The sequence below is a fragment of the Cohnella herbarum genome, from assembly GCF_012849095.1.
Lineage (GTDB): Bacteria > Bacillota > Bacilli > Paenibacillales > Paenibacillaceae > Cohnella > Cohnella herbarum.
Genome location: NZ_CP051680.1, coordinates 6,010,001 through 6,032,942 on the forward strand (window position 1 = coordinate 6,010,001; position 22,942 = coordinate 6,032,942).

Below are 22,942 nucleotides of genomic sequence, written 5' to 3' on the forward strand. Positions count from 1 at the left end.
AAGGCGCGCGGAAGAACTCTCGTTAAGGAACTCGGCAAAATGACCCCGTAACTTCGGGAGAAGGGGTGCCCCGGTAGTGTGAATAGCACGAGGGGGCCGCAGTGAAGAGGCCCAAGCGACTGTTTAGCAAAAACACAGGTCTGTGCGAAGCCGTAAGGCGAAGTATACGGGCTGACGCCTGCCCGGTGCTGGAAGGTTAAGAGGAGTGGTTAGGGGCAACCCGAAGCTATGAATTGAAGCCCCAGTAAACGGCGGCCGTAACTATAACGGTCCTAAGGTAGCGAAATTCCTTGTCAGGTAAATTCTGACCCGCACGAATGGCGTAACGACTTGGGCGCTGTCTCAACGAGAGATCCGGTGAAATTTTAGTACCTGTGAAGATGCAGGTTACCCGCGACGTGACGGAAAGACCCCATGGAGCTTTACTGTAGCTTGATATTGAACTTTGGTACGGTCTGTACAGGATAGGTGGGAGCCTATGAAGCAGGAGCGCAAGCTTCTGTGGAGGCGCCGTTGGGATACCACCCTGATCGTATCGGAGTTCTAACCTACTACCGTTAACCGGTAGAGGGACCGTGTCAGGCGGACAGTTTGACTGGGGCGGTCGCCTCCTAAAGAGTAACGGAGGCGCTCTAAGGTTCCCTCAGCGCGGTTGGAAATCGCGCGCAGAGTGCAAAGGCATAAGGGAGCTTGACTGCGAGACCTACAAGTCGAGCAGGGACGAAAGTCGGACTTAGTGATCCGGTGGTACCGAATGGAAGGGCCATCGCTCAACGGATAAAAGCTACCCTGGGGATAACAGGCTTATCTCCCCCAAGAGTCCACATCGACGGGGAGGTTTGGCACCTCGATGTCGGCTCATCGCATCCTGGGGCTGAAGTAGGTCCCAAGGGTTGGGCTGTTCGCCCATTAAAGCGGTACGCGAGCTGGGTTCAGAACGTCGTGAGACAGTTCGGTCCCTATCTGTCGCGGGCGTAGGAAATTTGAGAGGGGCTGTCCTTAGTACGAGAGGACCGGGATGGACGCACCGCTGGTGTACCAGTTGTTCCGCCAGGAGCACCGCTGGGTAGCCAAGTGCGGAAGGGATAAGCGCTGAAAGCATCTAAGCGCGAAGCCTGCCTCAAGATGAGATTTCCCAATTCGTAAGACCCCTGGAAGAACACCAGGTTGATAGGCTCGGGGTGGAAGCGCAGCAATGTGTGGAGCTGACGGGTACTAATCGGTCGAGGGCTTATCCTAAACGAAGTCGTGCGACTTTAGTCGTCACGAAAGACACTGTAAGACAACGATACTCACCTTCTTCTGATCGCTTTACTTCGCATCCAGTTTTCAAGGCGCAAGCCTTGGTTTCATGTTCTTTGGTATGACGGTTCAGGTCTTGTACCGAATCGCGTTACGCAATGTGGCGGTGTAGCTCAGCTGGCTAGAGCATTCGGTTCATACCCGGAGGGTCGGGGGTTCGAGTCCCTTCGCCGCTACCAAGAATTTCTTATATCCCATGGAGGCTTAGCTCAGCTGGGAGAGCATCTGCCTTACAAGCAGAGGGTCGGCGGTTCGATCCCGTCAGCCTCCACCATAAAGTTCACCCCAAAAAGTGAAGAAAGCCTTCGTAGCTTATTCCGATTACTTTTCGGGGCCCCCTTAACAGCATGGAGCTGTGGTGTAGTGGCCTAACATGCCTGCCTGTCACGCAGGAGACCGCGGGTTCGAATCCCGTCAGCTCCGCCATTATTTTATTGGCAAGATTAAGGCTCGATAGCTCAGCTGGTAGAGCAGAGGACTGAAAATCCTCGTGTCGGCGGTTCGATTCCGTCTCGAGCCACCATTTCTTTATCCGGTTACCAGACCGGCTTGTATTGTGGAGGATTAGCGAAGTGGCCAAACGCGGGAGACTGTAAATCTCTTCCTTCGGGTTCGGTGGTTCAAATCCATCATCCTCCACCATTTTTTACCCTAGTAAGTGACGTAAAGCGTTGTAGCGAAATCCGATTACTTCTCGGGGGACCACTCGCAATACGAGCCATTAGCTCAGTTGGTAGAGCACCTGACTTTTAATCAGGGTGTCGAAGGTTCGAGTCCTTCATGGCTCACCATTTTATCAAACGCGCAGACGTGCAAACGTCTGTTTTTTTGTTGTAGGGAACAGACCAACAATATCTTCAATTAATAACGCTGTCACATACCGTTATTCGTCTACAAAGTTACCCAAAAAGAAGCAATAACGTTATGCCATAACGCTAACCCCTATCTCAAGAAGAAAACTGGACAATAATAAATAATTAACGATATGCGATAACGCTAATTGATCTCACAGTTATCTGCAAAACCGAAATAACGTTACATGATAACGTTATCTTACCTCGTAAGCGGAAGCACCGGCACGAATGAAGCCACATTGCCAAAAAGTAACGTTACAGCACCGACTCCGAGCACAAATGAATCCATAGCGCCAAAAAGTAACGCTACAGCACCGACTCCGAGTACAAATGAATCCATAGCGCCAAAAAGTAACGTTACAGCACCGACTCCGAGCACAAATGAATCCATAGCGCCAAAAAGTAACACTACAGTACCGATTTAAAACGCAACTCCAAACGCAGATGGTGCCAAGGCGCGCGGTAGTGTGCCTACGGATAAATCGAGCCACCCCAAGGGGTGATTTTTCTTTTTTAGGGAAAAGTAAAGAAGCTCGCGGATATTGCCGACCAGGAGGGGCTGCCAGTTGATCTACCTATATGCGCTCGGATTTTCCTTTCTCCTCGTACTCCTGCTGGTCCCCATCGTACGGGCGTTCGCCCTCAAAATCGGTTTCGTCGATCGCCCCACTAAACGTAAAGTTCATTCGGCGCCTATTCCGCTTAGCGGAGGTCTTGCGATATACGGCGGCGTGATCGCCACCACTTGGATCTTCCTAGGCAATACTCCGATTTTGCGCGTACTGGCTCTAGGAGGCGGTTTGCTAGTCGCTATCGGCCTGATCGATGATGCGTATAAATCATACGGGCGGGAATTCCCGATATGGCCAAGATTAATCGTCTACATAGGCGTATCCTTGATCCCGTCAGCATTCGGGATCTCGATCGCCGGTATTTCCGCGCCTTCCCGTTCGGCCATGATTCTGTTCTCTCCGGGCTGGGCCGCTTTTTTTACATTGCTGTGGGTATTCGCTTTGATTAACATGCTGAATTTCATCGACGGGATCGACGGGCTGGCTTCGGGAGTATGCGTAATCTCGGCCTTCACGTTGTTCGCAGCTTCGTTAATCGGCGCCCAGAACGTAACTGCGCTGATCGGCGTTGCGCTAGCGGGAGCTTGCCTTGCTTTCCTCGTCTATAATTTCCATCCCGCGCGTATTTTCATGGGCGACGCCGGAGCGACATTCCTGGGCTTTACGCTTGCGGTTACAGCAATCGAAGGAACGCTTAAAGGTGCGACGTTATTATCGTTGTCCGTTCCTATGTTGGCGCTTGGCGTGCCTATCCTAGACACGATTATCGTCTTCGCCAGAAGGCTGTTGGAAGGCAAAGGCTTACATCGGGCGGACAATTTGCATACTCATCACAGTTTAATGAAGTGGGGACTGACGCAGGTGCAGACGGTTACTTTTCTGTATTTGATTGCAGCCGTCTTCTCTCTACTGTCCATCGTCGTATTGCTTGTCCTTCGCTGATTCATCCCTTGCATGTGTCAAATATGGTACAATGACGCATATATATCGCTTATCTTCGCGGACAAGGGGCTTCAACGATGAATAAAACCAGACTGCAGCAATTGGGCCAACTATTGAATGCGTCGGTAGTCTCTAAAGTACTGACGGGACCCGAATGGGAAAAAGAAGGCGGAAAGAAACATCCCGAGGTCGGAGATGCGATCCAACTGAAAAAGGTTTGTCTCATGGTCGTCCGAGTGAACGGTGCGGAACTGCATTGCATCGAGATCGCGGCCACGCTGACGCCGGTCGAGAAACAATTATTGGGTTGGGCCGTCCAGCAAGGCGGGGCGAGACCCGTTTCCGGAGCATCGGACTTGGAGCGTCAAGCCAGGAAATTCGGCGATTGGGTTCAGCAATCCGTTACCGCCGGTGAATGGCGAGCCGAGGTACCCGATCGAATGGAGCTTCGCAATCGGTTATTCGACGGGATGGTCCCGTTTCTTCTTCTATGCGAGCAACTCGAGGAAAAAGAGCCTTCCTATGGAGAACTTGAGAAGACGATTCGTTCCTTTATCTCCGATGAAACGTTATTAATCCCGCTGCGCGAGCATGAATGGCTTATTCTGAGCAGCGATCGGGTACTAACGGAAGCGGACGGCGATGGAGACGAAGTACTAGGCCACGAGGAAACGAAGGAGCTCTTATCCACGCTGGCGGAAGGTCTCCATCAGTTGATTACGGGGGAATGGGGCGGAGAATGCCATATCGCGGTAGGAGAGCCGATCGTCCCATCGGAAAGCGTTGTCCGCATCGTCGGTACTCTTAGGGAAACGATATTTTTAGGGCGTAAATTCCATGTCGGCATGCAGATCCATCTGCCTTGGCTCGTTCACCTTGAGAGATTGTTAAGCGGAATACCGGAAATGGTCCGTTCGAGATTCGTCGAGGAAATGATGGGCAGGCCCGATTTGTTTACGGATTCGGAAACGGTGTCGACGTTGGATGCCTTTTTCTCGATGGATTGCAACGTCAGCGAAACCGCTAAGAAATTATTTATACATCGCAATACTTTATTGTATAGATTGGATAAAATTAAGCACGAAGCAGGCTTGGACGTACGATCGTTCAACGATGCGGTATTGGTCAGGATATTATTGCTATTGTACAAAGTCACGAAAAGGAAATGAATTTTTTGTACGCTTTGTGCATAGTCATTTGGCCTGTGCGTGAGTTAAGATAATCATGTACCTTCAAACGAAGTTTAGGGGGAAATGAACAATGGCAGGCGTTCGCTTAGAAAATGTGTACAAAAAATATGCAGGTACCGACAAAGCATCGGTAACCGACTTTAATCTGGATATCCAGGACAAGGAATTTCTCGTTCTCGTTGGTCCTTCCGGTTGCGGAAAATCGACCACGCTGCGTATGATCGCAGGTCTTGAAGAAATTTCCGAAGGCAAGCTGTACATCGGCGATCGCGTCGTGAACGACGTAGCACCGAAAGATCGCGACATCGCAATGGTCTTCCAATCGTACGCTTTGTACCCACATATGAACGTGTATCAAAACATGGCATTCGGTCTGAAATTGCGTAAATTCCGCAAAGACGAAATCGATCGCCGCGTTCGCGAAGCAGCTCGCACGCTCGAAATCGAGCACTTGCTTGATCGCAAACCGAAAGCATTGTCCGGGGGCCAACGCCAACGTGTTGCCTTGGGTCGCGCAATCGTTCGTGAACCGCAAGTCTTCTTGATGGATGAGCCTCTTTCCAACTTGGATGCTAAACTGCGTACTCAAATGCGCGCTAACATCAGTAAATTGATGAAACGTCTTGAAACGACTTGCATCTACGTAACCCATGACCAAACGGAAGCAATGACAATGGGAGATCGTATCGTCGTTATGAAAGACGGCTTTATTCAACAAGCTGCAACTCCTGACGTTCTTTACAACCACCCGGTTAACCTGTTCGTTGCAGGCTTCATCGGAGCTCCTGCGATGAACTTCATCACGGGTCAATTGGTTGAAGACGGCGGATCGGTTCGCTTCCGTGCTACAGGCTTTAACGTTGAAGTTCCTGAAGGCAAAGCAAAAGCGCTTCGCGCTAAAGGCTACATCGGCAAAGAAATCATTCTCGGAATTCGTCCGGAAGATTTCCACGAAGAGCCAGTGTTCATCGAAGCTTCTCCGAACAGCATCGTGAACGCAACGATCGAAGTTTCCGAGAACTTGGGTCATGAAATGTTCCTCTACCTGAACGGTTTGGGTAAAGACAACGTTATCGCGCGCGTTGACGGACGTTCCGGCCTTCGCGAGAACCAAAACATCAAACTCGCGATCGACATGAACAAAATCCACGTATTCGACAAAGACTCGGAATTGAACATTTTCGAGAACTAATATACTTTTAGAACGTTTACCGTTCGGCCGATGGCCGGACGGTTTTCATTTTTACATATTCGAAAGTATAAATTGCTTTGTGCGTTTATTTTCGTTACGATAAATAGGGGAAATTAGGAAAGGAGCTGTACGATGGCTAAAAAAGTGAGAGTATCCGAACTCGTGCAGCAATTTCACCTCGAAATTGTCGCCGGCGAAGACGGACTGAGAAGAACGATCGTTACGGACGACTTGAATCGGCCTGGACTAGAGATGGCTGGTTATTTCAACTATTACCCGGCAGATCGGGCGCAAATGCTTGGACGTACGGAGCTTGCATTCCTTGAGACTTTAACGACCGAGGAACGTCGCGATCGGATGGAACGGTTATGTCACGAGGAAACGCCGTGCATTATCATTACGCGCGGGTTGGATATTCCGACGGAATTGATTGAAATCGCGAACGAGAGAAATTTTCCGGTATTAAGAAGCTCGGTGGCGACAACGATTCTTCTGAGCCGGATTACGAACTTTCTGGAGAAGAAGCTTGCGCCCTCGGCAACGATTCACGGAGTACTCGTGGACGTATATGGCGTGGGGATGCTTATTACCGGAGGCAGCGGGATCGGAAAAAGCGAGACTGCCCTGGAGTTAGTTAAACGCGGACATCGTCTGATAGCGGATGATGCGGTAGAAATCCGTCAGACTGCCGACAATAACTTGTTCGGAACAGCGCCGGACCTCATCCGGCACCTGCTTGAAATTCGCGGTCTGGGGATATTGAACGTCATGACGTTATTCGGAGCCGGCGCGGTTCGTAACCAGACAAGCATTAGCTTGGTCGTTAAGCTGGAGAACTGGCAGCAGGACAAGCAATACGACCGCCTTGGCTTGGACGAAGAGACGACCAAGATCATCGAGACGGAAGTACCGTTGTTGACCGTGCCGGTTAGACCGGGCCGGAACTTAGCGGTTATTCTGGAAGTCGCGGCGATGAATTTCCGTCTGAAACGGATGGGTTATAATGCTGCGCTGCAATTTACGAATAAGTTGACCGAAGCGATCTCCGAAGACGATTACGAATAAATATATGGAGGATGAGCATGTATACTCTACTCTTGGATCCGATCGCGTTTACGCTTGGACCCTTATCGGTACATTGGTATGGCATCATTCTTGGGCTGGCTGCCCTGTCCGGGTTGCTAATCGCGGTTCAGGAAGGTAAGCGGTTCGGAATAAGCCCCGATTTTTTCCTGGATTTAATGCTCTATGGAGTACCCTCGTCTATTATTGCCGCGCGGTTGTATTACGTTGCTTTCAAATGGGATTATTACCAAGACCACCCAGGCGAAATCATTCAGATATGGAATGGCGGTATTGCCATATACGGAGCCTTAATCGGAGCGCTAATCTGCGGATTCTTCTACATCCGAGCCAAGGGCTACGATTTCTGGCGGATCGTCGATATTTGCGCGCCTTCTTTGCTGATTGGCCAAATGATCGGGCGTTGGGGCAATTTCGTGAACCAGGAAGCTTACGGCGGCGAGGTTGAACGTTCGTTCTTAAGCGATACGTTACATATTCCTAAATTCATAGTCGATCAAATGAACGTGCAAGGGGTTTACCATCACCCTACGTTCTTATACGAATCGTTGTGGAGCTTGGTCGGATTAATGATATTGTTCGTAATCCGCCGTCGGAACTTTCTTCGCGAGGGTGAGCTGTTTTTCTCGTACTTTATCTGGTATTCGATCGGTCGTTTCTTCATTGAGCCGCTGCGTACGGACAGCTTGGCGTTTAAAGGTCCGGACTGGCTGGTGTCGTTCGTGGATGCGTTATGGTCGCCAATGAAACCGGTATTTGAATATGGTTATCTGAATCCGGCGGAAGGCAACATTCGTATTTCTCAATTGTTGGCCTTACTGATCGTCGTGGCCGGCATCGTCCTGATTATTACGCGCCGTAAGCTTGGCGTAGCCAAGCAGAAATACAACGATCCGCTGATCAATCATAAAAAGAAAGCCGCGGATGCCGACGTTGCGCAAGTAGAAACGGAGACTAACAAGAATGACGCAAGCAACGAGGAAAATAACGACCGTCCTGTTTGATCTAGACGGGACGATTATCGATACGAACGAATTAATCATCGAGTCTTGCATGCATGCGCTTCGCGGGCACGTCCGCGAGGATTTCGGCAGAGAGCATATTATCCCTTTAATGGGACAGCCGCTTACGATGCAGATGCAGCAATTCTTGAAGTGGAAACAAAACGAGAACGATGTTGATGTAGCTACTGTGGTGCAGGCTTACAGGGATTACAATTTGTTAAAGCACGATGAGATGGTTTCGTTGTTTCCCGGTGTTGCGGATGTCATTCCGAAGCTTCGTCAAGCGGGAATCCGCGTCGGGATCGTGACGACTAAGATGAGGGCGACGACCATTCGCGCTTTAGAATTGCTAGGTCTTCATCAACACATGGAAACGATCGTTTCCATAGATGACGTAGAGAATGCTAAGCCGCATCCGGAGCCGGTAGCCAAAGCGATCCAAGCTTTGGGCGCGGAGCCGTCCGAAACGCTTATGGTCGGTGACAGCTCAGTCGACATGAAGTCGGCTATCGCCGCCGGAGCGATTCCGGTAGGCGTGGCCTGGTCGCTTAAGGGCGAAGAGCATCTTATAGAAAACGGCGCGTTACATATGCTTCATAGCATGAACGAGCTCTTAATCCTGTGCGGTATCGAGACAGAGGGTGTCGAAGGTTGAGAAACGTAGAGCGGTATCCGGTGGAAGGACCGAATGCGCTTTGGCAAATGTATCGAACGATATCGCGGTTCAAGGCGGTCCGTAATTTCGTGTTCATCCAGATCACGCGTTATTGTCCGAGCTTGCCCGTGAAAAATTGGATCTACAGACGTGTCCTCGGTATGAAGGTCGGACGCCATACGGCGTTCGCCCTCATGGTGATGGTAGACGTCTTTTTTCCAGAGCGGATATCGATTGGAGACAACTCCATCATCGGCTATAACTCGACGCTGCTCACGCATGAATATTTAATTAAGGAATATCGTCTTGGAGATATCCGAATCGGAGCGAACGTCATGATCGGAGCTAACGTTACGATCTTGCCTGGAGTGACGATAGGGGACGGAGCCGTCGTGGCTGCCGGATCGGTCGTGCATAAGGATGTAGCGCCTCATGCCAGAGTGGGCGGAAATCCCTTGCGGGAACTAGGATAGGAAAAGCCGCTGCAAGCGGAGTTAGCTGAGGAGAGAAGTTCACCATGGCATTAAATCATTATAAAAAAGCGATCTTGTGTTTGATTCTAATCCTGGTGTTCTTTACTTTCACCTACTCTAATCGGATCAATGAATCCTCCTATAAGCCGGTACAAGAGAAACTCGATATCGTGACTTCGACCGCGAATCTAGCCCCCGCTTACGATGTCATCGTGACCGGCACGGATCCGGAAGGAATCATGGCGGCGATTTCCGCGGCGCGCAACGATCTGAAAGTTCTCTTGATCGACAATAGAGATCGTTCTATTCTAGGCGGACTAATGACGCTGGGCTGGCTGAATTCTTTGGATCTGAACAAAGCTCCGGTGTCGTATCGTTTCTGGAATAAGCCGGTTTATTTGGACAAAGGCCTATTTCAGGAATGGCACGAAGGGATAAGAGGGACATCTTTCGATGTCAATCATGCCGCGAATCTGTTTCATCGTATGGTAGCGGCGGAACCGAATATCGATCTGTTGCTTAAGGTTCGGAAAATGGTTCCCGAGATGGCGGATAATCGAGTGATCGGGATGCGTATTATCAAAGAGGATGGCACGGAGGCAAGAATAAGCTCGAATGCCATTATCGACGCGACTCAGGATGCCGACGTAGCGGTTGCCGCAGGCGCTGATTATACGACCGGACGCGAGGATATCGGAGAACCGAACGCCCAGATGGCCGTTACGCTGGTCATTAAGCTTAGCGGAGTAACCGATAAAATATGGAACGAATTGAAGCACCATAAAAACACGGGGTTTGACGATCGTAGCATATGGGGTTACCAGGAAGCGCGGGAATACGAGTCCTCCAATCCGTCCCGGGTGAAAATCCGCAGCTTGAACATGGGGCGTCAAGATGGCGATACTTTGCTCATCAATTCGATGCAAATCTATGGGGTGAATCCTCTGGAACCGGTATCGGTACAAGAGGGAATACGGATCGGGAGCACGGAAGCGCCGCTTATCGTCGATTATTTGAAGAAAAAGTTCAAGGAATTTCGAGAGCTGGAATTCGCGGGTACCGCTCCCGAACTGTACGTGAGAGAGACGCGGCATATCGTTGGCGAGTATCGGTTGCGAATGGCGGATCTAATGGAAAACCGCGACCACTGGGACGCGATTGCCTATGGAGCATATGAAGTCGACATTCAAAGTCTGGACGCGAGCAACAAAGGCTCCATCATGATGGTTCCAGAGCAATATGGAATTCCGTTCCGATCTTTGGTTCCTCTTAAAGTGGACGGGCTGCTAGTCGTCGGCAGGTCGGCGAGCTTCGATACGTTGCCTCATGGAAGCGCTCGGGTGATGCCGCTGGGCATGGCGACAGGTGAAGCGGCGGGAGCGGCCGTCAAGCTAGCTATCGACCGCGGGATCACGCTGCGCGAGCTGTCTCGCTCCAAGCTGGATATCGCCGAGCTGCGCAACAGGTTAACGAATCAAGGCATGGATTTACGGATGAGGAATTTCGCTACTCCCGCTTACGCGAAGCATAAGGATTATAAGGGGCTTATAACGGCTACCAGTCTGTTCCTCACGATCGGAGGGTATGCCAATGACGGATGGAAACTGGACGGTGCTTCTAGCGCCAAACGGTTCGCGAACGGAATTCGTACGCTGCAGAAAAGATATCCGGATTCTTTGCCGAATAAGTTACAGGCTTCGTTCATAACAGAGCAGTCACCGAACGAGCCCCTGACATTGGAGAAGGCATGCTCTATTATCGTTCTAGCGGCAGGACTGAAGGAAGAGCGCGATGCTTCGCTTCAGATGCTTATGGAGCAGGGATGGATAGAGAAGGATACCGTTAATGGGATGAATAACCCGGACAAGCTGACAAACGGAGATACATTCATGCTCATTCGCGATTTCGTAAAGAATAGAGTGGGCGTTACGTTCGAGTAAGGGGTATTCAAGCCGTCTGTTGCCAGTTTTGGCATAAGGCGGCTTTGACGTTTTCACGGGATTGACTGAGCGGGAGCGGCGTGGTAATATACGACTAACTCTTTATTTTGGCAGTATGGTAACTTGGTAGCACTTTAACGTATTGAAGTGTATATTGTTCGATAGAAATGAGGGCAAACCGCTATGACGAAACCAAAAGTATTCGAGAAACCGACAGGGGTAAAGGATTATTTGCCGCACGCCGTTACCAAGCTCAGGAAGATCGAGCAAAGCGTATTGGAGTGCATGCGCCTCTGGGGATACGATCAAATCATAACGCCGACGATCGAATATTACGATACGGTAGGGGTGGCAAGCTCCACTTCCGATCAGAAGCTGTTCAAGCTGCTTAACCAACGGGGCACGACGATCGTTCTGCGATCGGACATGACGGCTCCGATTGCGCGGGTCGTCGGGTCGTTGCTTAAGGATGAGCCGTTCCCGATTCGGCTTAGCTATCACGGCAACGTGTTTCGGGCATTCGAAGAAGAGGGGGGAAGGGATGCCGAGTTCTACCAAACCGGGGTCGAGCTCGTCGGAGATTCGTCGCCCGAAGCGGATGCGGAAGTGATCGCGCTGGCGATTGCTTCCTTGAAGGCAGCCGGCGTTCCGTCCTTCAAGATCGCCATGGGTCACGTTGGTTTCCTGAACGGGTTATTCGAGGAAACGTTGCCGGGTCTTGAGAGCGAGCAGGAGGCGTTAAAAGCGTGTCTGCTGCAACGGGATCATGTCGGTTACCGGGACATTATCCGCAAGTTGTCGCTCGATGCCGCGTGGAAGCGGGAGCTCGAGGATATTTTGCGACTTCGCGGCGGACAGGAAGTGTGTGCCCAGGCGCTGGAGCTTAGCGCGAATGAGAGAGCGCAATCGGCGATCAAGCATCTGTGCGAAGTATGGGACGTTCTGGAGGCTTACGGAATACAGGAGCACGTGCTGATCGATTTGACCATGATCGGAGACTTCTCCTACTATACGGGAATGACTTTCGAAGGATATGCGTCCCATTTGGGTTTTCCGGTATGCAGCGGGGGCAGATACGACAATCTGCTGGCTCAATTCGGCCGTCCGGCGCATGCGACGGGGTTCGCTTTGAAAACAACCCGAATTCTCGAAGTCGTGGAGGATACTGCGGAAGAACAGGAGAGATTGTTGATCCTATACGACGCAGCGGAGCGAAAACAAGCTTTGCAAGAAGCGGAACGCCGGCGGGCATTGGGGCAGACGGTCGTGACGGTCGTCTATTCGCCCGACGATAAGGAGCAGTTAGCCGTAAAGCAATGGAACGGCGCCGGAACGATCGCATATCGGGGGACGGAGTACCGGTATACGGTGAGGATCGGCAAGGAAGCGGAGGGTTTGGCGTGACGGACAACGGCGTATTAAAGGTTGCGATGCCCAAAGGGCGTATCTATAAGCAGGCGAGTAAGCTATTTCGGCAAGCGGGGCTTCCGATCCCCGAGGATTTCGACGATTCCCGGCGTCTGATCATTCCGGTTCCCGAAGCGAACATGGAATTCATTATGGCGAAGCCGGTCGACGTCCCTACTTACGTGGAATACGGTGTAGCCGACATCGGAATCGTGGGCAAAGACGTGCTGATGGAAGAAAACAAAGACGTGTACGAATTGCTGGATCTCGGGATCGCGAAATGCAGAATGTCGGTCATCGGGCTGCCGGATTGGAAGCCGGTCATTAACCCTCGGGTAGCTTCGAAATACGCGAACGTGGCTTCGCAATATTTTCGCGAGCAGGGACAACAGGTGGAAGTGATCAAGCTAAACGGTTCGATCGAGTTAGCGCCGCTGATCGGCTTGGCGGATCGGATCGTCGATATGGTGGAGACGGGACAGACGCTGAAGGAGAACGGTCTCGTCGAGATGGAGACGCTGTTCCAGGTGACGAGCCGACTGATAGCGAACCGGGTGAGTTACAGGTTAAAAAATACGGCGATTCAAGAACTGTGCGATCGCCTGGGGACGACGATTGCCGCTCGGGCGTAAGCAAGTTGAGCTGCTGTAAGGAATCGGCAGGAACTTGGAAAGACACGATTTAAGTTCGGGACCAGAAGGTCAATTAAGAGCTGATCTTTGTGATAGGGTTAGGAGGGGTAGAGATGTTTATCGGTAAAGCGTCGGATTTCCGGTTGGAGCGGGAAAGCGAGTATGGTTCCCCGGAGCAGAACGCCGCGGTTAAGGAGATCGTGGAGGCCGTACAACGCGAAGGCGACGATGCGCTACTTCGTTATACGGCCGAGCATGATAAAGTCGTTTTGAAGCCGGAGCAATTGCGGGTCACGGATGAGGAGATTCAGAGCGCATACGCCAAAGTAGAGCCGGAGTTTCTTGACGTGCTGCGCCAAGCCGCGGCGAACATAACGGCTTTCCATGAGAAACAGAAACGCGGGACATGGATGGACGTATCGCCGGACGGAACGATGTTAGGCATGGTTATTCGACCGCTACGGCGCGTAGGGCTCTACGTACCTGGCGGTAAGGCGGCTTATCCGTCGTCGGTGCTCATGAACGTGCTTCCGGCCAAGGTAGCCGGCGTGCCGGAGATCGTGCTTGTGACGCCCCCGGCGACCGGTGGCCGGGAAGGCATCGATCCGTACATCCTAGTAGCGGCCGCGGAAGCGGGCGTGACGGAGATGTACCGGGTCGGAGGCGCGCAGGCGGTAGCGGCGCTCGCTTATGGGACGGCGAGCATTCCCGCCGTCGATAAGATTTGCGGGCCCGGCAACATCTACGTGGCGCTGGCGAAGCGCGCCGTATACGGTGCTGTCGATATCGACAGCATCGCGGGCCCGAGCGAGATTGTCGTGCTGGCTGACGACGGCGCCGATCCGCGGTATATTGCCGCGGATATGCTGTCGCAAGCGGAGCACGACGAAATGGCGTCGGCGGTGCTCGTGACGCCGTCGCAGGGGCTTGCCGACGCGGTCGCGGCGGAGTTGGAGCGGCAGGTGGCTACGCTGCCGCGGGTCGAGATTGCTCGGCGCTCGCTCGAGCAATACGGCGCGATCTTGGTCGTGGACAGCCTGGACGAAGGCCTAGATGTCGTGAACAAGCTGGCGCCGGAGCATCTGGAAGTGATGACGGCGGATCCGCTCGATCTGCTCGGACGGATCGAGACCGCGGGTGCCATCTTCTTGGGACCTTACAGTTCCGAGCCGGTGGGAGATTATTTCGCGGGTCCGAACCACATTTTGCCGACGAATGGAACTGCTCGCTTTTCCTCGCCGCTTAATGTAGATGATTTTCTGAAGAAATCCAGCTTGATCCGATACAGTAAAGAAGCATTACTAAGAGATGCGGCAGGAATTGCAACGTTAGCCCGCCATGAAGGGCTGGAAGGTCACGCCCGCGCGGTGGAAATTCGATTAGAAGGCAGGGAATCCAAATGAGTGAAGATCAAGTAAAAGCAGGCCGCGCGTCGGCCGTATCCCGCAAGACGAACGAGACGGACATTCAATTGTCCTTGGGAGTGGACGGCAGCGGCGAGGTGTCCCTCGAGACGGACGTGCCTTTCCTGAACCACATGCTGGACCTGTTCGCCAAACACGGTCAATTCGATCTGAAAGTCGACGCTCGCGGCGATGTAGACATCGACGACCACCACACGGTCGAAGACATCGGCATCTGCCTCGGGCAAGCGCTGCGCGAAGCGCTCGGCGACAAGAAGGGCATCAAGCGGTACGCCAGCGTGTTCGTGCCGATGGACGAGGCGCTCGCGCAGGTCGTCGTCGACGTAAGCAACCGCCCGCACTTCGAGTTGCGCGGGGAATTCCCGGCTGCGACCGTGGGTAGCTTTACGACCGAACTCGTTCACGAGTTCTTGTGGAAGCTTGCGTTGGAAGCTCGTATTACGCTGCATGTCATCGTTCACTACGGTCGCAATACGCACCATATGATCGAAGCGGTATTTAAGGCGCTTGGACGCGCGCTTGACGAAGCGACTTTGATCGATCCGCGGGTGAAGGGCGTGCCTTCCACCAAAGGGGTGCTGTAAGTGATCGCCATTATCGACTACGGCATGGGAAATTTGCACAGCGTCAGCAATGCCGTAGAGAGACTAGGTTGCGAGATGATCGTGACCTCCGATCCGGAGCGAATTCTCGCCGCGGACGGCGCGATATTGCCCGGCGTCGGCGCCTTCGGCGATGCGATGGTCAATCTGCGGGACACGGGGCTGGCGGACGTGGTTAAAGCCTACGCGGCCTCGGGTAAGCCGCTTCTCGGAATTTGCCTGGGGATGCAGCTGCTGTTCACGGAGAGCGAAGAGCACGGCGTTCACCAAGGCTTGGATTTGCTTCCGGGCCGCGTCGTCCGATTCGCAGGCGAAGGGGACTACAAGATACCCCATATGGGCTGGAACGATCTTGCATTTAAGCAAGAGAGCCCTCTGTTCGAGGGAGTCGAACCCGGCCATGTGTATTTCGTCCACTCCTATCATGCTTTGCCCGAGCGGGAGTCGGATTTGCTCGCGGTAACGGACTATCATCAGCCGGTAACCGCGATCGTGGGACGGGGCTCCCTGTTCGGGATGCAATTCCACCCGGAGAAAAGCGGCGAGCTTGGCATGGCGCTGCTCCGCAAGTTCACGGATATGACGTTCGGGAAAACTACAATAAAGGACTGAGAGCTTTGAAATTCAGACCTTGTATCGATATTCACCAAGGCAAGGTGAAGCAGATCGTCGGGGAGACGCTTCAAGCGGACACCTCGAAGGTCGTGGAGAACTTCGTCTCCGAACGCGGGGCGGACTACTATGCTTCGCTGTATAAACAAGACGGGTTAACTGGCGGGCATATCATCATGCTCGGCGGCGGCAACCGGGAGGCGGCCTTGTCCGCGCTAAGGGCATATCCAGGCGGCTTGCAGATCGGCGGAGGGATCACGGCGGAGAACGCGGCAGCTTACTTAAGCGAAGGGGCTTCGCACGTCATCGTCACTTCTTACGTTTTCCGAAACGCTCGCCTTCAGATGGACAACCTGCGGAGAATCGTTTCGGAGGTCGGCCGGGAACGACTTGTACTTGATCTCAGTTGTAAGGAACGGGATGACAAATGGTACGTGGTGACAGACCAGTGGACGACGTTCAGCGATCTGGAAGTAAATGAAGCAAATGTCCGAGAGCTCGAAAGCTACTGCGACGAGTTCCTGATCCACGCGGTCGACGTTGAAGGGAAGCGGGAGGGCGTCCAAGAGAAGCTTGCTGCTAAGCTCTCCGAATGGGCAACAATTCCGACCACTTACGCAGGCGGGGCGCGATCGATCGAGGATTTGGCGCGATTCCGTGAGTTGACGTGCGGTAAGCTGGACATTACGATAGGCAGCGCTCTCGATATTTTCGGAGGGACTCTGCCCTATAGCGAAGTCGTGGCCTATTGCGATCCGTCGCGGTCGCGATAACGGATAACGCGATAAAAGGGGGAACGCCACTTGTTAGCAAAAAGGATTATTCCGTGCCTCGACGTGAAGGACGGACGAGTCGTTAAGGGAGTTAACTTCGTGAATTTGCGCGATGCCGGAGATCCGGTGGAACTTGCGGCGATCTACGATCGGGAGGGCGCGGACGAGCTTGTATTCCTGGACATCTCCGCATCGGTGGAAGGCAGGGCTACGATGGTGGAAGTCGTACGCCGGACGGCCGGGGAAATCACGATTCCCTTTACGGTAGGAGGAGGCATCTCCGCGGTTGAAGATATGAAACGTTTGCTTCGCGCGGGTGCCGATAAGATCGGCATCAACACGGCGGCGATTCGCAATCCGGGCTTGATTACGGACGGTTCGAGGACGTTCGGGGCGCAATGCATCGTGGTGGCGATCGACGCGAAGTATAACGCGGAGTGGGAAGAATGGGAAGTGTTCACCCACGGAGGACGCAACGCGACAGGCATTCGCGCGCTCGCTTGGGCTCAAGAAGCCGAACGCAGGGGGGCTGGAGAGTTGCTCCTGACAAGCATGGATGCGGACGGAACGAAGGACGGATTCGATATCGCGCTCACAAAGGCGGTTTCGAGCAGCGTAGGCATTCCGGTCATCGCATCGGGCGGAGCGGGCAATGCGGAGCACTTCGCGAACGTATTCGCGGAAGGCCAAGCGGATGCGGCGCTGGCGGCAAGCATTTTCCACTACAAAGAAGTATCGGTGCAAGAGGTCAAGGCGAACTTGCGCGGTAAAGGAGTGAACGTACGATGACATTGCAACAACAATCGCCGGAATGGGCGGATCAAATCAAATGGAGCGAGGATGGACTTGTTCCGGCCGTCGTGCAGGACTCGCTTAGCAAAGAAGTTCTCATGCTGGCATACATGAATGAAGAATCGCTAAAGAAGTCGCTGGAAAGCGGCCAAACCTGGTTTTGGAGCCGTTCGCGGAACGAGCTGTGGAACAAGGGCGCGACAAGCGGACATACGCAGCAAATCGTCTCCCTTCACTATGATTGCGATGGGGATACGTTGCTCGTGAAGGTGCAACAAAAAGGTCCGGCGTGTCACACGGGCGCTTACAGTTGCTTCTATCGCGAAGGAGCAAGCGCGGAGGAGAATGCAACCTCGACGGGGCAACAGGAAGACCGATTCGGACCGTTAAGCCGCCTGGAGGCGACAATCGCCCAGAGAGATGCGGAACGTCCGGAGGGCGCGTATACGACTTACCTATTCGAGAAGGGCGTCGACAAGATCCTCAAGAAAGTCGGGGAGGAAACGGCGGAGGTCATCATTGCCGCGAAAAATCGCGACCAGGTAGAGTTGCGCGCCGAAGCGGCCGATTTGATTTTCCACTTGATGGTTCTGTTGCGCGAGCAAGGCATTCCGTTCGACGGAGTTCTGCAAGAGCTTGAATTCCGGCACCGGAAGCCGGTTAAGAAAGATTAGGTGACGGTGATGAGCGGCATGCGGATCGACTATCATACCCATAACTACCGATGCGGACATGCGGTCGGAACGTTGGAAGAATATATTCTGAGCGCCATAGACAAAGGCATGGACGAAATCGGCTTGTCCGATCACATGCCTTTGCTTCACTTGAGCCAGGAGGAGCACCCCGACATCGCGATGTCGATGGAGGAACTCCCGCGCTACGTGGAGGAATGCCTGAGTCTGCAAGAAAAATACAAGGACCAAATCGCGGTGCGAGTCGGGCTTGAGGGAGATTATATCGAAGGTTGCGAGGAGAAGATCGAAGCGATCGTAAACGGATATCCATGGGATTACGTGATCGGCTCGGTCCATTTTCTCGGCAAATGGGACGTAACGGATTTCAGGCAGGTTCACCAGTGGGAAGGCCGCAACGTTTCGGATGCCTATGAGCGGTATTTCGATGCCATACGCAAAGCTGCCGCTACGGGATTTTACGACTACATCGGCCACATCGACGCGATCAAGCGGTTCGCTCCCAGTCGGCCGGAAGAGGATGTAACCGCCCTGGAAGATGCCGCTCTTCAAGCGGTCAAGAAACACGATCTCGCATTCGAACTTAACGCCGCCGGCATTTATGCCCCATGCAAAGAGATGTACCCGTCCCTCCAAATATTGGAACGAGCTAAGGCTTATAATATCCCGGTAACCTACGGTTCCGATGCCCATCACCCCGATAAAGTAGGACAAAAAGGGGCAGAAGCGCAAACGATGCTGAAAAACGTCGGATATACGCACCTAGCGACCTTTCTAGGGCGCAAACGGGTTATGAAACCTTTTTGAAATATAGCCGTACTCATGTATAATGAAGGTTGACTGACGGTTTTCGACACCATGAGTGTTGAAAAGCTAAATTTGGAGGGGCACATGTACAGCAGCAGCAGCAGTAAGCTACGTATTTTTTCGGGATCATCCAATCCGTTATTGGCAGGGAAAATTGCCGAGAACCTCGGTATGCCGCTTGGGAAAATTAAACTTTCCCGATTTAAGAGCGGTGAAGTGTACGTTCACTATGAGGAAACGATTCGCAATTGCGATGTCTTCCTGGTTCAGTCGTTGTCCCACCCAATCAATGACTATTTCGTTGAATTGCTGGTCATGATTGACGCTGCCAAAAGGGCATCCGCCCGTACCATTAATGTCGTGCTGCCGTATTACGGCTACGCCCGTCAAGAACGGAAAGCCGCTCCCCGCGAGCCTATTTCCGCTAAGATGGTTGCCGACGTATTAACGACGGTAGGTGCTCACCGGATTATTACGATTGATCTGCATGCCCCGGCAATACAAGGTTTCTTCAATATTCCGGTCGATCATCTGACAGCACTGGATTTAATCAGCGATTATTTGAAATCCAAGAACATTCGCAACCCTGTTGTCGTATCTCCAGATGCGGGGCGGGCTTCTACAGCCGAGAAGCTGGCGAGCCAATTGGATTGTTCCTTTGCTATCATGATCAAGAAACGTCCTGCACATAATGAGTCCGTTATTACTCATGTTATCGGAGATGTAGAAGGCTGCACGCCGATCATTATCGAAGATATGATCGATACAGGAACGACGATCGTGAACGTCGTGGAAGGCTTGAAGGAACGTGGTGCGGAAGACGTCTATGTGTGCGCGACCCATCCATTGTTCTCGGGCCCCGCCCTTCAACGGTTAGACCATCCGAACATCAAGGAAGTCGTCGTAACCGACTCCATCCTGCTGCCGGAAGATCGTTCCTCGCGCTTCAAAGTCATTACGGTTGCTCCGATGTTAGCCGAAGCCACGCGCATTATTATGGAGGGCGGCTCGATCAGTACGCTCTTTAAGAACGCAGGGGTTTAGGAACATTTTGGACCGTTCCAAGCAAATAACGATTAGTGAAGACCGTCAGGAACGTCCTGGCGGTCTTTGGTATTCATCGCGCCACCGGGAAATTGGCCAGTACGACATAAGAGACTGAATTGGGCAAAGCGAAGTCGTTATGATGGATTTATTTTATGGTTCGCTCAGGCTGTGTTATAATCTTGGTTGATGGAGTTCCAGAACAACTAGGAGGTGCCTTGCCGATGAGTCAGCGGAAGCGTGCGGCCCAGAACCGACGACCTAAAGTAATCCCGATGCGTCTGGACGCTACTTTCTTCTTTGAACGCGCCGTGCAGTCGCTGGATCGTTACCACTACGACAAGGCACTTAAATATTTTCGCCGTGCTGTGGAGTACGAACCGGAAAACCCGGTGAACCATTGCAATATGGCAGGCATTCTGTCGGAGATGGGCCGTTACGAGGAGTCGAACGTTATTCTTCGTTCCGTGTTGGATCAGATCGATCCCGCCATGACGGAGTGTTATTACTATTTAGCCAATAACTACGCCAATATGGAATTGTTCGAAGCCGCGGAAGAGGCGCTTGTCCGGTATCTGGAGAACGATGTCGAAGGGCAATTCCTCGACGAGTCGGACGAGCTGCTCGACCTGCTCAATTACGAACTGAACCGGCCGACGAAGCTGGTGACCATTAAGGCGAAAGAAAACATATACGCGCATGACAAAGCCCGCGAGCTGTTGGAAGCAGGACATTTTGCGGAAGCGGTCAAGATGCTCGAAGAAATTATCGGGAGAGAACCGGATTTTCTCGCGGCAAGGAATAACTTGGGGCTGGCATACTACTATATGGGACTGTTCGAGAAATCGGTCGTCACCATTACGGAGGTGCTCGAAGCGGAGCCGGGCAATCTGCACGCGCTGTGCAATCTGGCGATCTTCTACCAGCATTCGAACCAAGACGGTCCTCTGCAGGCGTTGATCGAGAAGCTCAATAAAACGGTGCCGTTTCATCCCGAGCACGTATTTAAGATGGCGACGACCCTCGGTATCGTGGGGGAGCACCGCGAAGCGTATAACCATTTCCGGCGCTTGTTGAGAACGGGCGAGCTATCGGGCGAACCGAGCTTGCACCATTTCGCCGCGGTGGCCGCCGTGAATCTGCAACGCTTCGACGATGCGGAGAAGCATTGGAAGCATGCGGAGAAGTTGGATAGCGAATCACCCGTGCCTTCGTTTTATTTGCGCAGGCTGGAGAAAGTAAGAACGGGCGAAGAAAGTCCGCCGACGCATTATCACTACCATCTGCCGTTCGAAGAGCAATTCCGGGAATGGGAGCACAGTCCGGGACAAGTGACGGAAGCGTTGAAGCGGGATCCGCTTATCCGTTCTTCCTTCTTCTGGGCTCTCCGTCATGGAGATCGCCATACGAAGGTTCAGGTCATTCAGGCGTTGGGACTCGTTGCGGACGAGGAAGTCATCGAAGCGCTGAAAGCTTTCCTGATCGATGCGGACGAAGAGGATGAACTGAAGCGGGTGGCCGTTCTTGTGCTGCGTTCGATCGGCGTGCAGGATTCGCTGACCGTAACGTTCAGCGGGCGAACGCTTACGCTTGAAGCTAGGCGCAAGTCGGCTAAACTGCCGGTCTGGGACAGCGCGTGGCAAACGGTGCTGGAACATGCGCTCGAAGGCATGTCCGGGCGATACGACGTCGTGCAGCAGCACGATATGATGACCTTATGGGTCGATTACTTATCGCGCGTGTACCCTGAAGTTCCGAAGCTCCATAAATCGACCGGTTGGGCGGCGGCATTGGAATATTGGACGGCTAAGATGCACCGCAGAACGGTAACGTACTCGGATTTGGTCAATCGCTATGGCGTTTCCCAGGCCAGTATCAGCCGTTATGCCAATCGGATTGACGAAGCTTGCGGTATTCGGGAGAAGCTAGACTTAACGACACCTTCATTTCACTAAATAGAAGCGCACCTAGGAGGAACGAACGATGCACAAAACGATCGTAATCGGAACAGGACCAGCCGGACTTACGGCTGCTATTTACTTGGCTCGGGCGAACTTGTCCCCGTTAGTCATCGAAGGGCCGGAGCCTGGCGGTCAACTGACGACAACGACGGAAGTCGAGAATTTCCCCGGATTTCCGGAAGGAATCATGGGTCCTGACTTAATGGCGAACATGCGCAAGCAAGCGGAACGGTTCGGCGCGGAATTCCGCACGGGCTGGATTAACAAAGTGGACACGTCGAAACGTCCGTTCACGCTCTCTCTGGAAGGCGGAGAGACGCTGCAAGCGGAAACTTTGATTATTTCCACGGGAGCTTCCGCCAAATATATGGGGATTCCTGGGGAGAAAGACAACGTAGGACGCGGCGTTAGCACGTGCGCGACTTGCGACGGATTTTTCTTCCGCGGCAAGAAAATCATCGTTGTCGGGGGCGGAGATTCGGCTATGGAGGAAGCGAACTTCCTGACTCGGTTCGCTTCGGAAGTTACCCTGGTCCATCGTCGCGATGAGATGAGAGCGTCTAAGATCATGCAGGACCGGGCTCGCGAGAACAACAAAATTTTGTGGGGTTTAAACAAAACTCCTATAGAGGTTGTCTCCGGACCGCTTGGCGTTACAGGATTAAAAGTTCGTAACAACGAAACCGGCGAGGAAGAGGTCATCGATACGCAAGGATTGTTCGTCGCTATCGGACATACGCCGAATACGAAGTTCCTCGATAATCAGATCGAGACGGATGAGCTCGGGTATATCAAAGTAAAGCCGGGCACGACGGAAACGAATATTCCGGGCATATTCGCATGCGGAGACGTTCAGGATCATAAATATCGTCAAGCGATCACCGCTGCCGGAAGCGGCTGCATGGCCGCTCTGGATTGCGAGAAGTTTATGGAAGGCTCCGCCGTTCACGACTGGAGCCAGTCGCTTTAATACGAAGTACAACGCCGTC

The 22,942-nt window shown here is 52.8% G+C and carries 20 protein-coding genes, 6 tRNA genes and 1 rRNA gene (1 of these 27 only partly in view); all 27 read left to right on the plus strand.

The annotated features are described in order from the left end of the window. Positions 1–1,239: ribosomal RNA gene (locus HH215_RS25635) — 23S ribosomal RNA — on the plus strand; it begins 1,691 nt to the left of the window's first position. Positions 1,240–1,404: 165 nt separating this feature from the next. Next, positions 1,405–1,481, plus strand: a tRNA-Met gene (locus HH215_RS25640). A 19-nt stretch (positions 1,482–1,500) separates the two neighbouring features. Beyond that, positions 1,501–1,576 (plus strand) — tRNA-Val (locus HH215_RS25645). Positions 1,577–1,651: 75 nt separating this feature from the next. Beyond that, positions 1,652–1,728: transfer RNA gene (locus HH215_RS25650), tRNA-Asp, on the plus strand. 21 nt (positions 1,729–1,749) lie between these two features. After that, positions 1,750–1,825: transfer RNA gene (locus tag HH215_RS25655), tRNA-Phe, on the plus strand. A 35-nt stretch (positions 1,826–1,860) separates the two neighbouring features. Next, a tRNA-Tyr gene (locus HH215_RS25660) sits at positions 1,861–1,944 on the plus strand. 73 nt (positions 1,945–2,017) lie between these two features. Further along, positions 2,018–2,093 (plus strand) — tRNA-Lys (locus HH215_RS25665). A 629-nt stretch (positions 2,094–2,722) separates the two neighbouring features. Further along, positions 2,723–3,670, plus strand: a complete 948-nt coding sequence (locus tag HH215_RS25670; protein ID WP_169282471.1) for an MraY family glycosyltransferase — start codon at positions 2,723–2,725, stop codon at positions 3,668–3,670. Positions 3,671–3,747: 77 nt separating this feature from the next. Continuing rightward, on the plus strand, positions 3,748–4,839 hold the full coding sequence (locus HH215_RS25675; RefSeq protein ID WP_169282472.1) for a PucR family transcriptional regulator: 1,092 nt from the start codon (positions 3,748–3,750) through the stop codon (positions 4,837–4,839). A 91-nt stretch (positions 4,840–4,930) separates the two neighbouring features. Further along, entirely contained in the window at positions 4,931–6,052 is a 1,122-nt protein-coding gene (locus tag HH215_RS25680) for an ABC transporter ATP-binding protein (protein WP_169282473.1), read from the plus strand. A 132-nt stretch (positions 6,053–6,184) separates the two neighbouring features. Next, complete coding sequence (hprK, locus tag HH215_RS25685) at positions 6,185–7,117, plus strand: HPr(Ser) kinase/phosphatase (RefSeq protein ID WP_169282474.1); 933 nt, start codon at positions 6,185–6,187, stop codon at positions 7,115–7,117. Positions 7,118–7,128: 11 nt separating this feature from the next. After that, positions 7,129–8,139 (plus strand): prolipoprotein diacylglyceryl transferase, encoded by a 1,011-nt coding sequence (gene lgt, locus HH215_RS25690; protein WP_174887640.1) that lies wholly within the window; start codon positions 7,129–7,131, stop codon positions 8,137–8,139. Beyond that, positions 8,099–8,794 carry a pyrophosphatase PpaX gene (ppaX, locus tag HH215_RS25695; protein WP_169282476.1) on the plus strand — a complete coding sequence of 232 codons (696 nt, stop codon included), beginning with the start codon at positions 8,099–8,101 and terminating at the stop codon, positions 8,792–8,794. The genes lgt and ppaX overlap by 41 nt, the downstream gene beginning before the upstream one ends. Next, positions 8,791–9,267 (plus strand): acyltransferase, encoded by a 477-nt coding sequence (locus tag HH215_RS25700; protein WP_169282477.1) that lies wholly within the window; start codon positions 8,791–8,793, stop codon positions 9,265–9,267. Before ppaX ends, HH215_RS25700 begins: the two co-directional genes overlap by 4 nt. Before the next feature lie 44 nt (positions 9,268–9,311). After that, entirely contained in the window at positions 9,312–11,207 is a 1,896-nt protein-coding gene (locus HH215_RS25705; protein ID WP_169282478.1) for an FAD-dependent oxidoreductase, read from the plus strand. Positions 11,208–11,390: 183 nt separating this feature from the next. Next, positions 11,391–12,611 (plus strand): ATP phosphoribosyltransferase regulatory subunit, encoded by a 1,221-nt coding sequence (locus tag HH215_RS25710; RefSeq protein ID WP_169282479.1) that lies wholly within the window; start codon positions 11,391–11,393, stop codon positions 12,609–12,611. 26 nt (positions 12,612–12,637) lie between these two features. After that, the gene (gene hisG, locus HH215_RS25715; protein WP_169284580.1) at positions 12,638–13,246 is read left to right on the plus strand and encodes an ATP phosphoribosyltransferase; all 609 of its coding nucleotides are present in this window, start codon (positions 12,638–12,640) and stop codon (positions 13,244–13,246) included. Between the two features lie 113 nt (positions 13,247–13,359). After that, complete coding sequence (gene hisD / locus HH215_RS25720; protein ID WP_169282480.1) at positions 13,360–14,649, plus strand: histidinol dehydrogenase; 1,290 nt, start codon at positions 13,360–13,362, stop codon at positions 14,647–14,649. Next, positions 14,646–15,254 (plus strand): imidazoleglycerol-phosphate dehydratase HisB, encoded by a 609-nt coding sequence (hisB, locus tag HH215_RS25725; RefSeq protein ID WP_169282481.1) that lies wholly within the window; start codon positions 14,646–14,648, stop codon positions 15,252–15,254. Before hisD ends, hisB begins: the two co-directional genes overlap by 4 nt. Continuing rightward, on the plus strand, positions 15,255–15,884 hold the full coding sequence (gene hisH, locus HH215_RS25730) for an imidazole glycerol phosphate synthase subunit HisH (protein WP_169282482.1): 630 nt from the start codon (positions 15,255–15,257) through the stop codon (positions 15,882–15,884). A 5-nt stretch (positions 15,885–15,889) separates the two neighbouring features. Further along, positions 15,890–16,657: a phosphoribosylformimino-5-aminoimidazole carboxamide ribotide isomerase gene (gene hisA / locus HH215_RS25735; protein WP_169282483.1), complete on the plus strand. Its 768-nt coding sequence runs from the start codon at positions 15,890–15,892 to the stop codon at positions 16,655–16,657. Positions 16,658–16,687: 30 nt separating this feature from the next. Beyond that, on the plus strand, positions 16,688–17,446 hold the full coding sequence (hisF, locus tag HH215_RS25740) for an imidazole glycerol phosphate synthase subunit HisF (RefSeq protein WP_169282484.1): 759 nt from the start codon (positions 16,688–16,690) through the stop codon (positions 17,444–17,446). After that, on the plus strand, positions 17,443–18,123 hold the full coding sequence (gene hisIE, locus HH215_RS25745) for a bifunctional phosphoribosyl-AMP cyclohydrolase/phosphoribosyl-ATP diphosphatase HisIE (RefSeq protein ID WP_169282485.1): 681 nt from the start codon (positions 17,443–17,445) through the stop codon (positions 18,121–18,123). Before hisF ends, hisIE begins: the two co-directional genes overlap by 4 nt. An 18-nt stretch (positions 18,124–18,141) precedes the next feature. Further along, positions 18,142–18,948: a histidinol-phosphatase HisJ gene (gene hisJ, locus HH215_RS25750; protein ID WP_169284581.1), complete on the plus strand. Its 807-nt coding sequence runs from the start codon at positions 18,142–18,144 to the stop codon at positions 18,946–18,948. Positions 18,949–19,032: 84 nt separating this feature from the next. Then, positions 19,033–19,992 (plus strand): ribose-phosphate diphosphokinase, encoded by a 960-nt coding sequence (locus HH215_RS25755; protein ID WP_174887641.1) that lies wholly within the window; start codon positions 19,033–19,035, stop codon positions 19,990–19,992. Positions 19,993–20,216: 224 nt separating this feature from the next. Then, positions 20,217–21,947: a tetratricopeptide repeat protein gene (locus HH215_RS25760; protein WP_169282487.1), complete on the plus strand. Its 1,731-nt coding sequence runs from the start codon at positions 20,217–20,219 to the stop codon at positions 21,945–21,947. Positions 21,948–21,975: 28 nt separating this feature from the next. Further along, on the plus strand, positions 21,976–22,923 hold the full coding sequence (trxB, locus tag HH215_RS25765; RefSeq protein ID WP_169282488.1) for a thioredoxin-disulfide reductase: 948 nt from the start codon (positions 21,976–21,978) through the stop codon (positions 22,921–22,923). Positions 22,924–22,942 lie beyond the last annotated feature (19 nt).

Excerpts from the sequence above, each read along its gene's own strand:
- trxB (WP_169282488.1), top strand. The coding sequence starts at position 21,976 with ATGCACAAAACGATCGTAATCGGAACAGGACCAGCCGGACTTACGGCT.
- hisB (WP_169282481.1), top strand. The coding sequence starts at position 14,646 with ATGAGTGAAGATCAAGTAAAAGCAGGCCGCGCGTCGGCCGTATCCCGC.
- HH215_RS25760 (WP_169282487.1), top strand. The coding sequence starts at position 20,217 with ATGAGTCAGCGGAAGCGTGCGGCCCAGAACCGACGACCTAAAGTAATC.
- hprK (WP_169282474.1), top strand. The coding sequence starts at position 6,185 with ATGGCTAAAAAAGTGAGAGTATCCGAACTCGTGCAGCAATTTCACCTC.
- HH215_RS25710 (WP_169282479.1), top strand. The coding sequence starts at position 11,391 with ATGACGAAACCAAAAGTATTCGAGAAACCGACAGGGGTAAAGGATTAT.
- HH215_RS25705 (WP_169282478.1), top strand. The coding sequence starts at position 9,312 with ATGGCATTAAATCATTATAAAAAAGCGATCTTGTGTTTGATTCTAATC.
- ppaX (WP_169282476.1), top strand. The coding sequence starts at position 8,099 with ATGACGCAAGCAACGAGGAAAATAACGACCGTCCTGTTTGATCTAGAC.
- HH215_RS25680 (WP_169282473.1), top strand. The coding sequence starts at position 4,931 with ATGGCAGGCGTTCGCTTAGAAAATGTGTACAAAAAATATGCAGGTACC.
- HH215_RS25755 (WP_174887641.1), top strand. The coding sequence starts at position 19,033 with ATGTACAGCAGCAGCAGCAGTAAGCTACGTATTTTTTCGGGATCATCC.
- hisG (WP_169284580.1), top strand. The coding sequence starts at position 12,638 with ATGCCCAAAGGGCGTATCTATAAGCAGGCGAGTAAGCTATTTCGGCAA.
- hisD (WP_169282480.1), top strand. The coding sequence starts at position 13,360 with ATGTTTATCGGTAAAGCGTCGGATTTCCGGTTGGAGCGGGAAAGCGAG.
- hisJ (WP_169284581.1), top strand. The coding sequence starts at position 18,142 with ATGCGGATCGACTATCATACCCATAACTACCGATGCGGACATGCGGTC.
- HH215_RS25675 (WP_169282472.1), top strand. The coding sequence starts at position 3,748 with ATGAATAAAACCAGACTGCAGCAATTGGGCCAACTATTGAATGCGTCG.
- hisIE (WP_169282485.1), top strand. The coding sequence starts at position 17,443 with ATGACATTGCAACAACAATCGCCGGAATGGGCGGATCAAATCAAATGG.
- lgt (WP_174887640.1), top strand. The coding sequence starts at position 7,129 with ATGAGCATGTATACTCTACTCTTGGATCCGATCGCGTTTACGCTTGGA.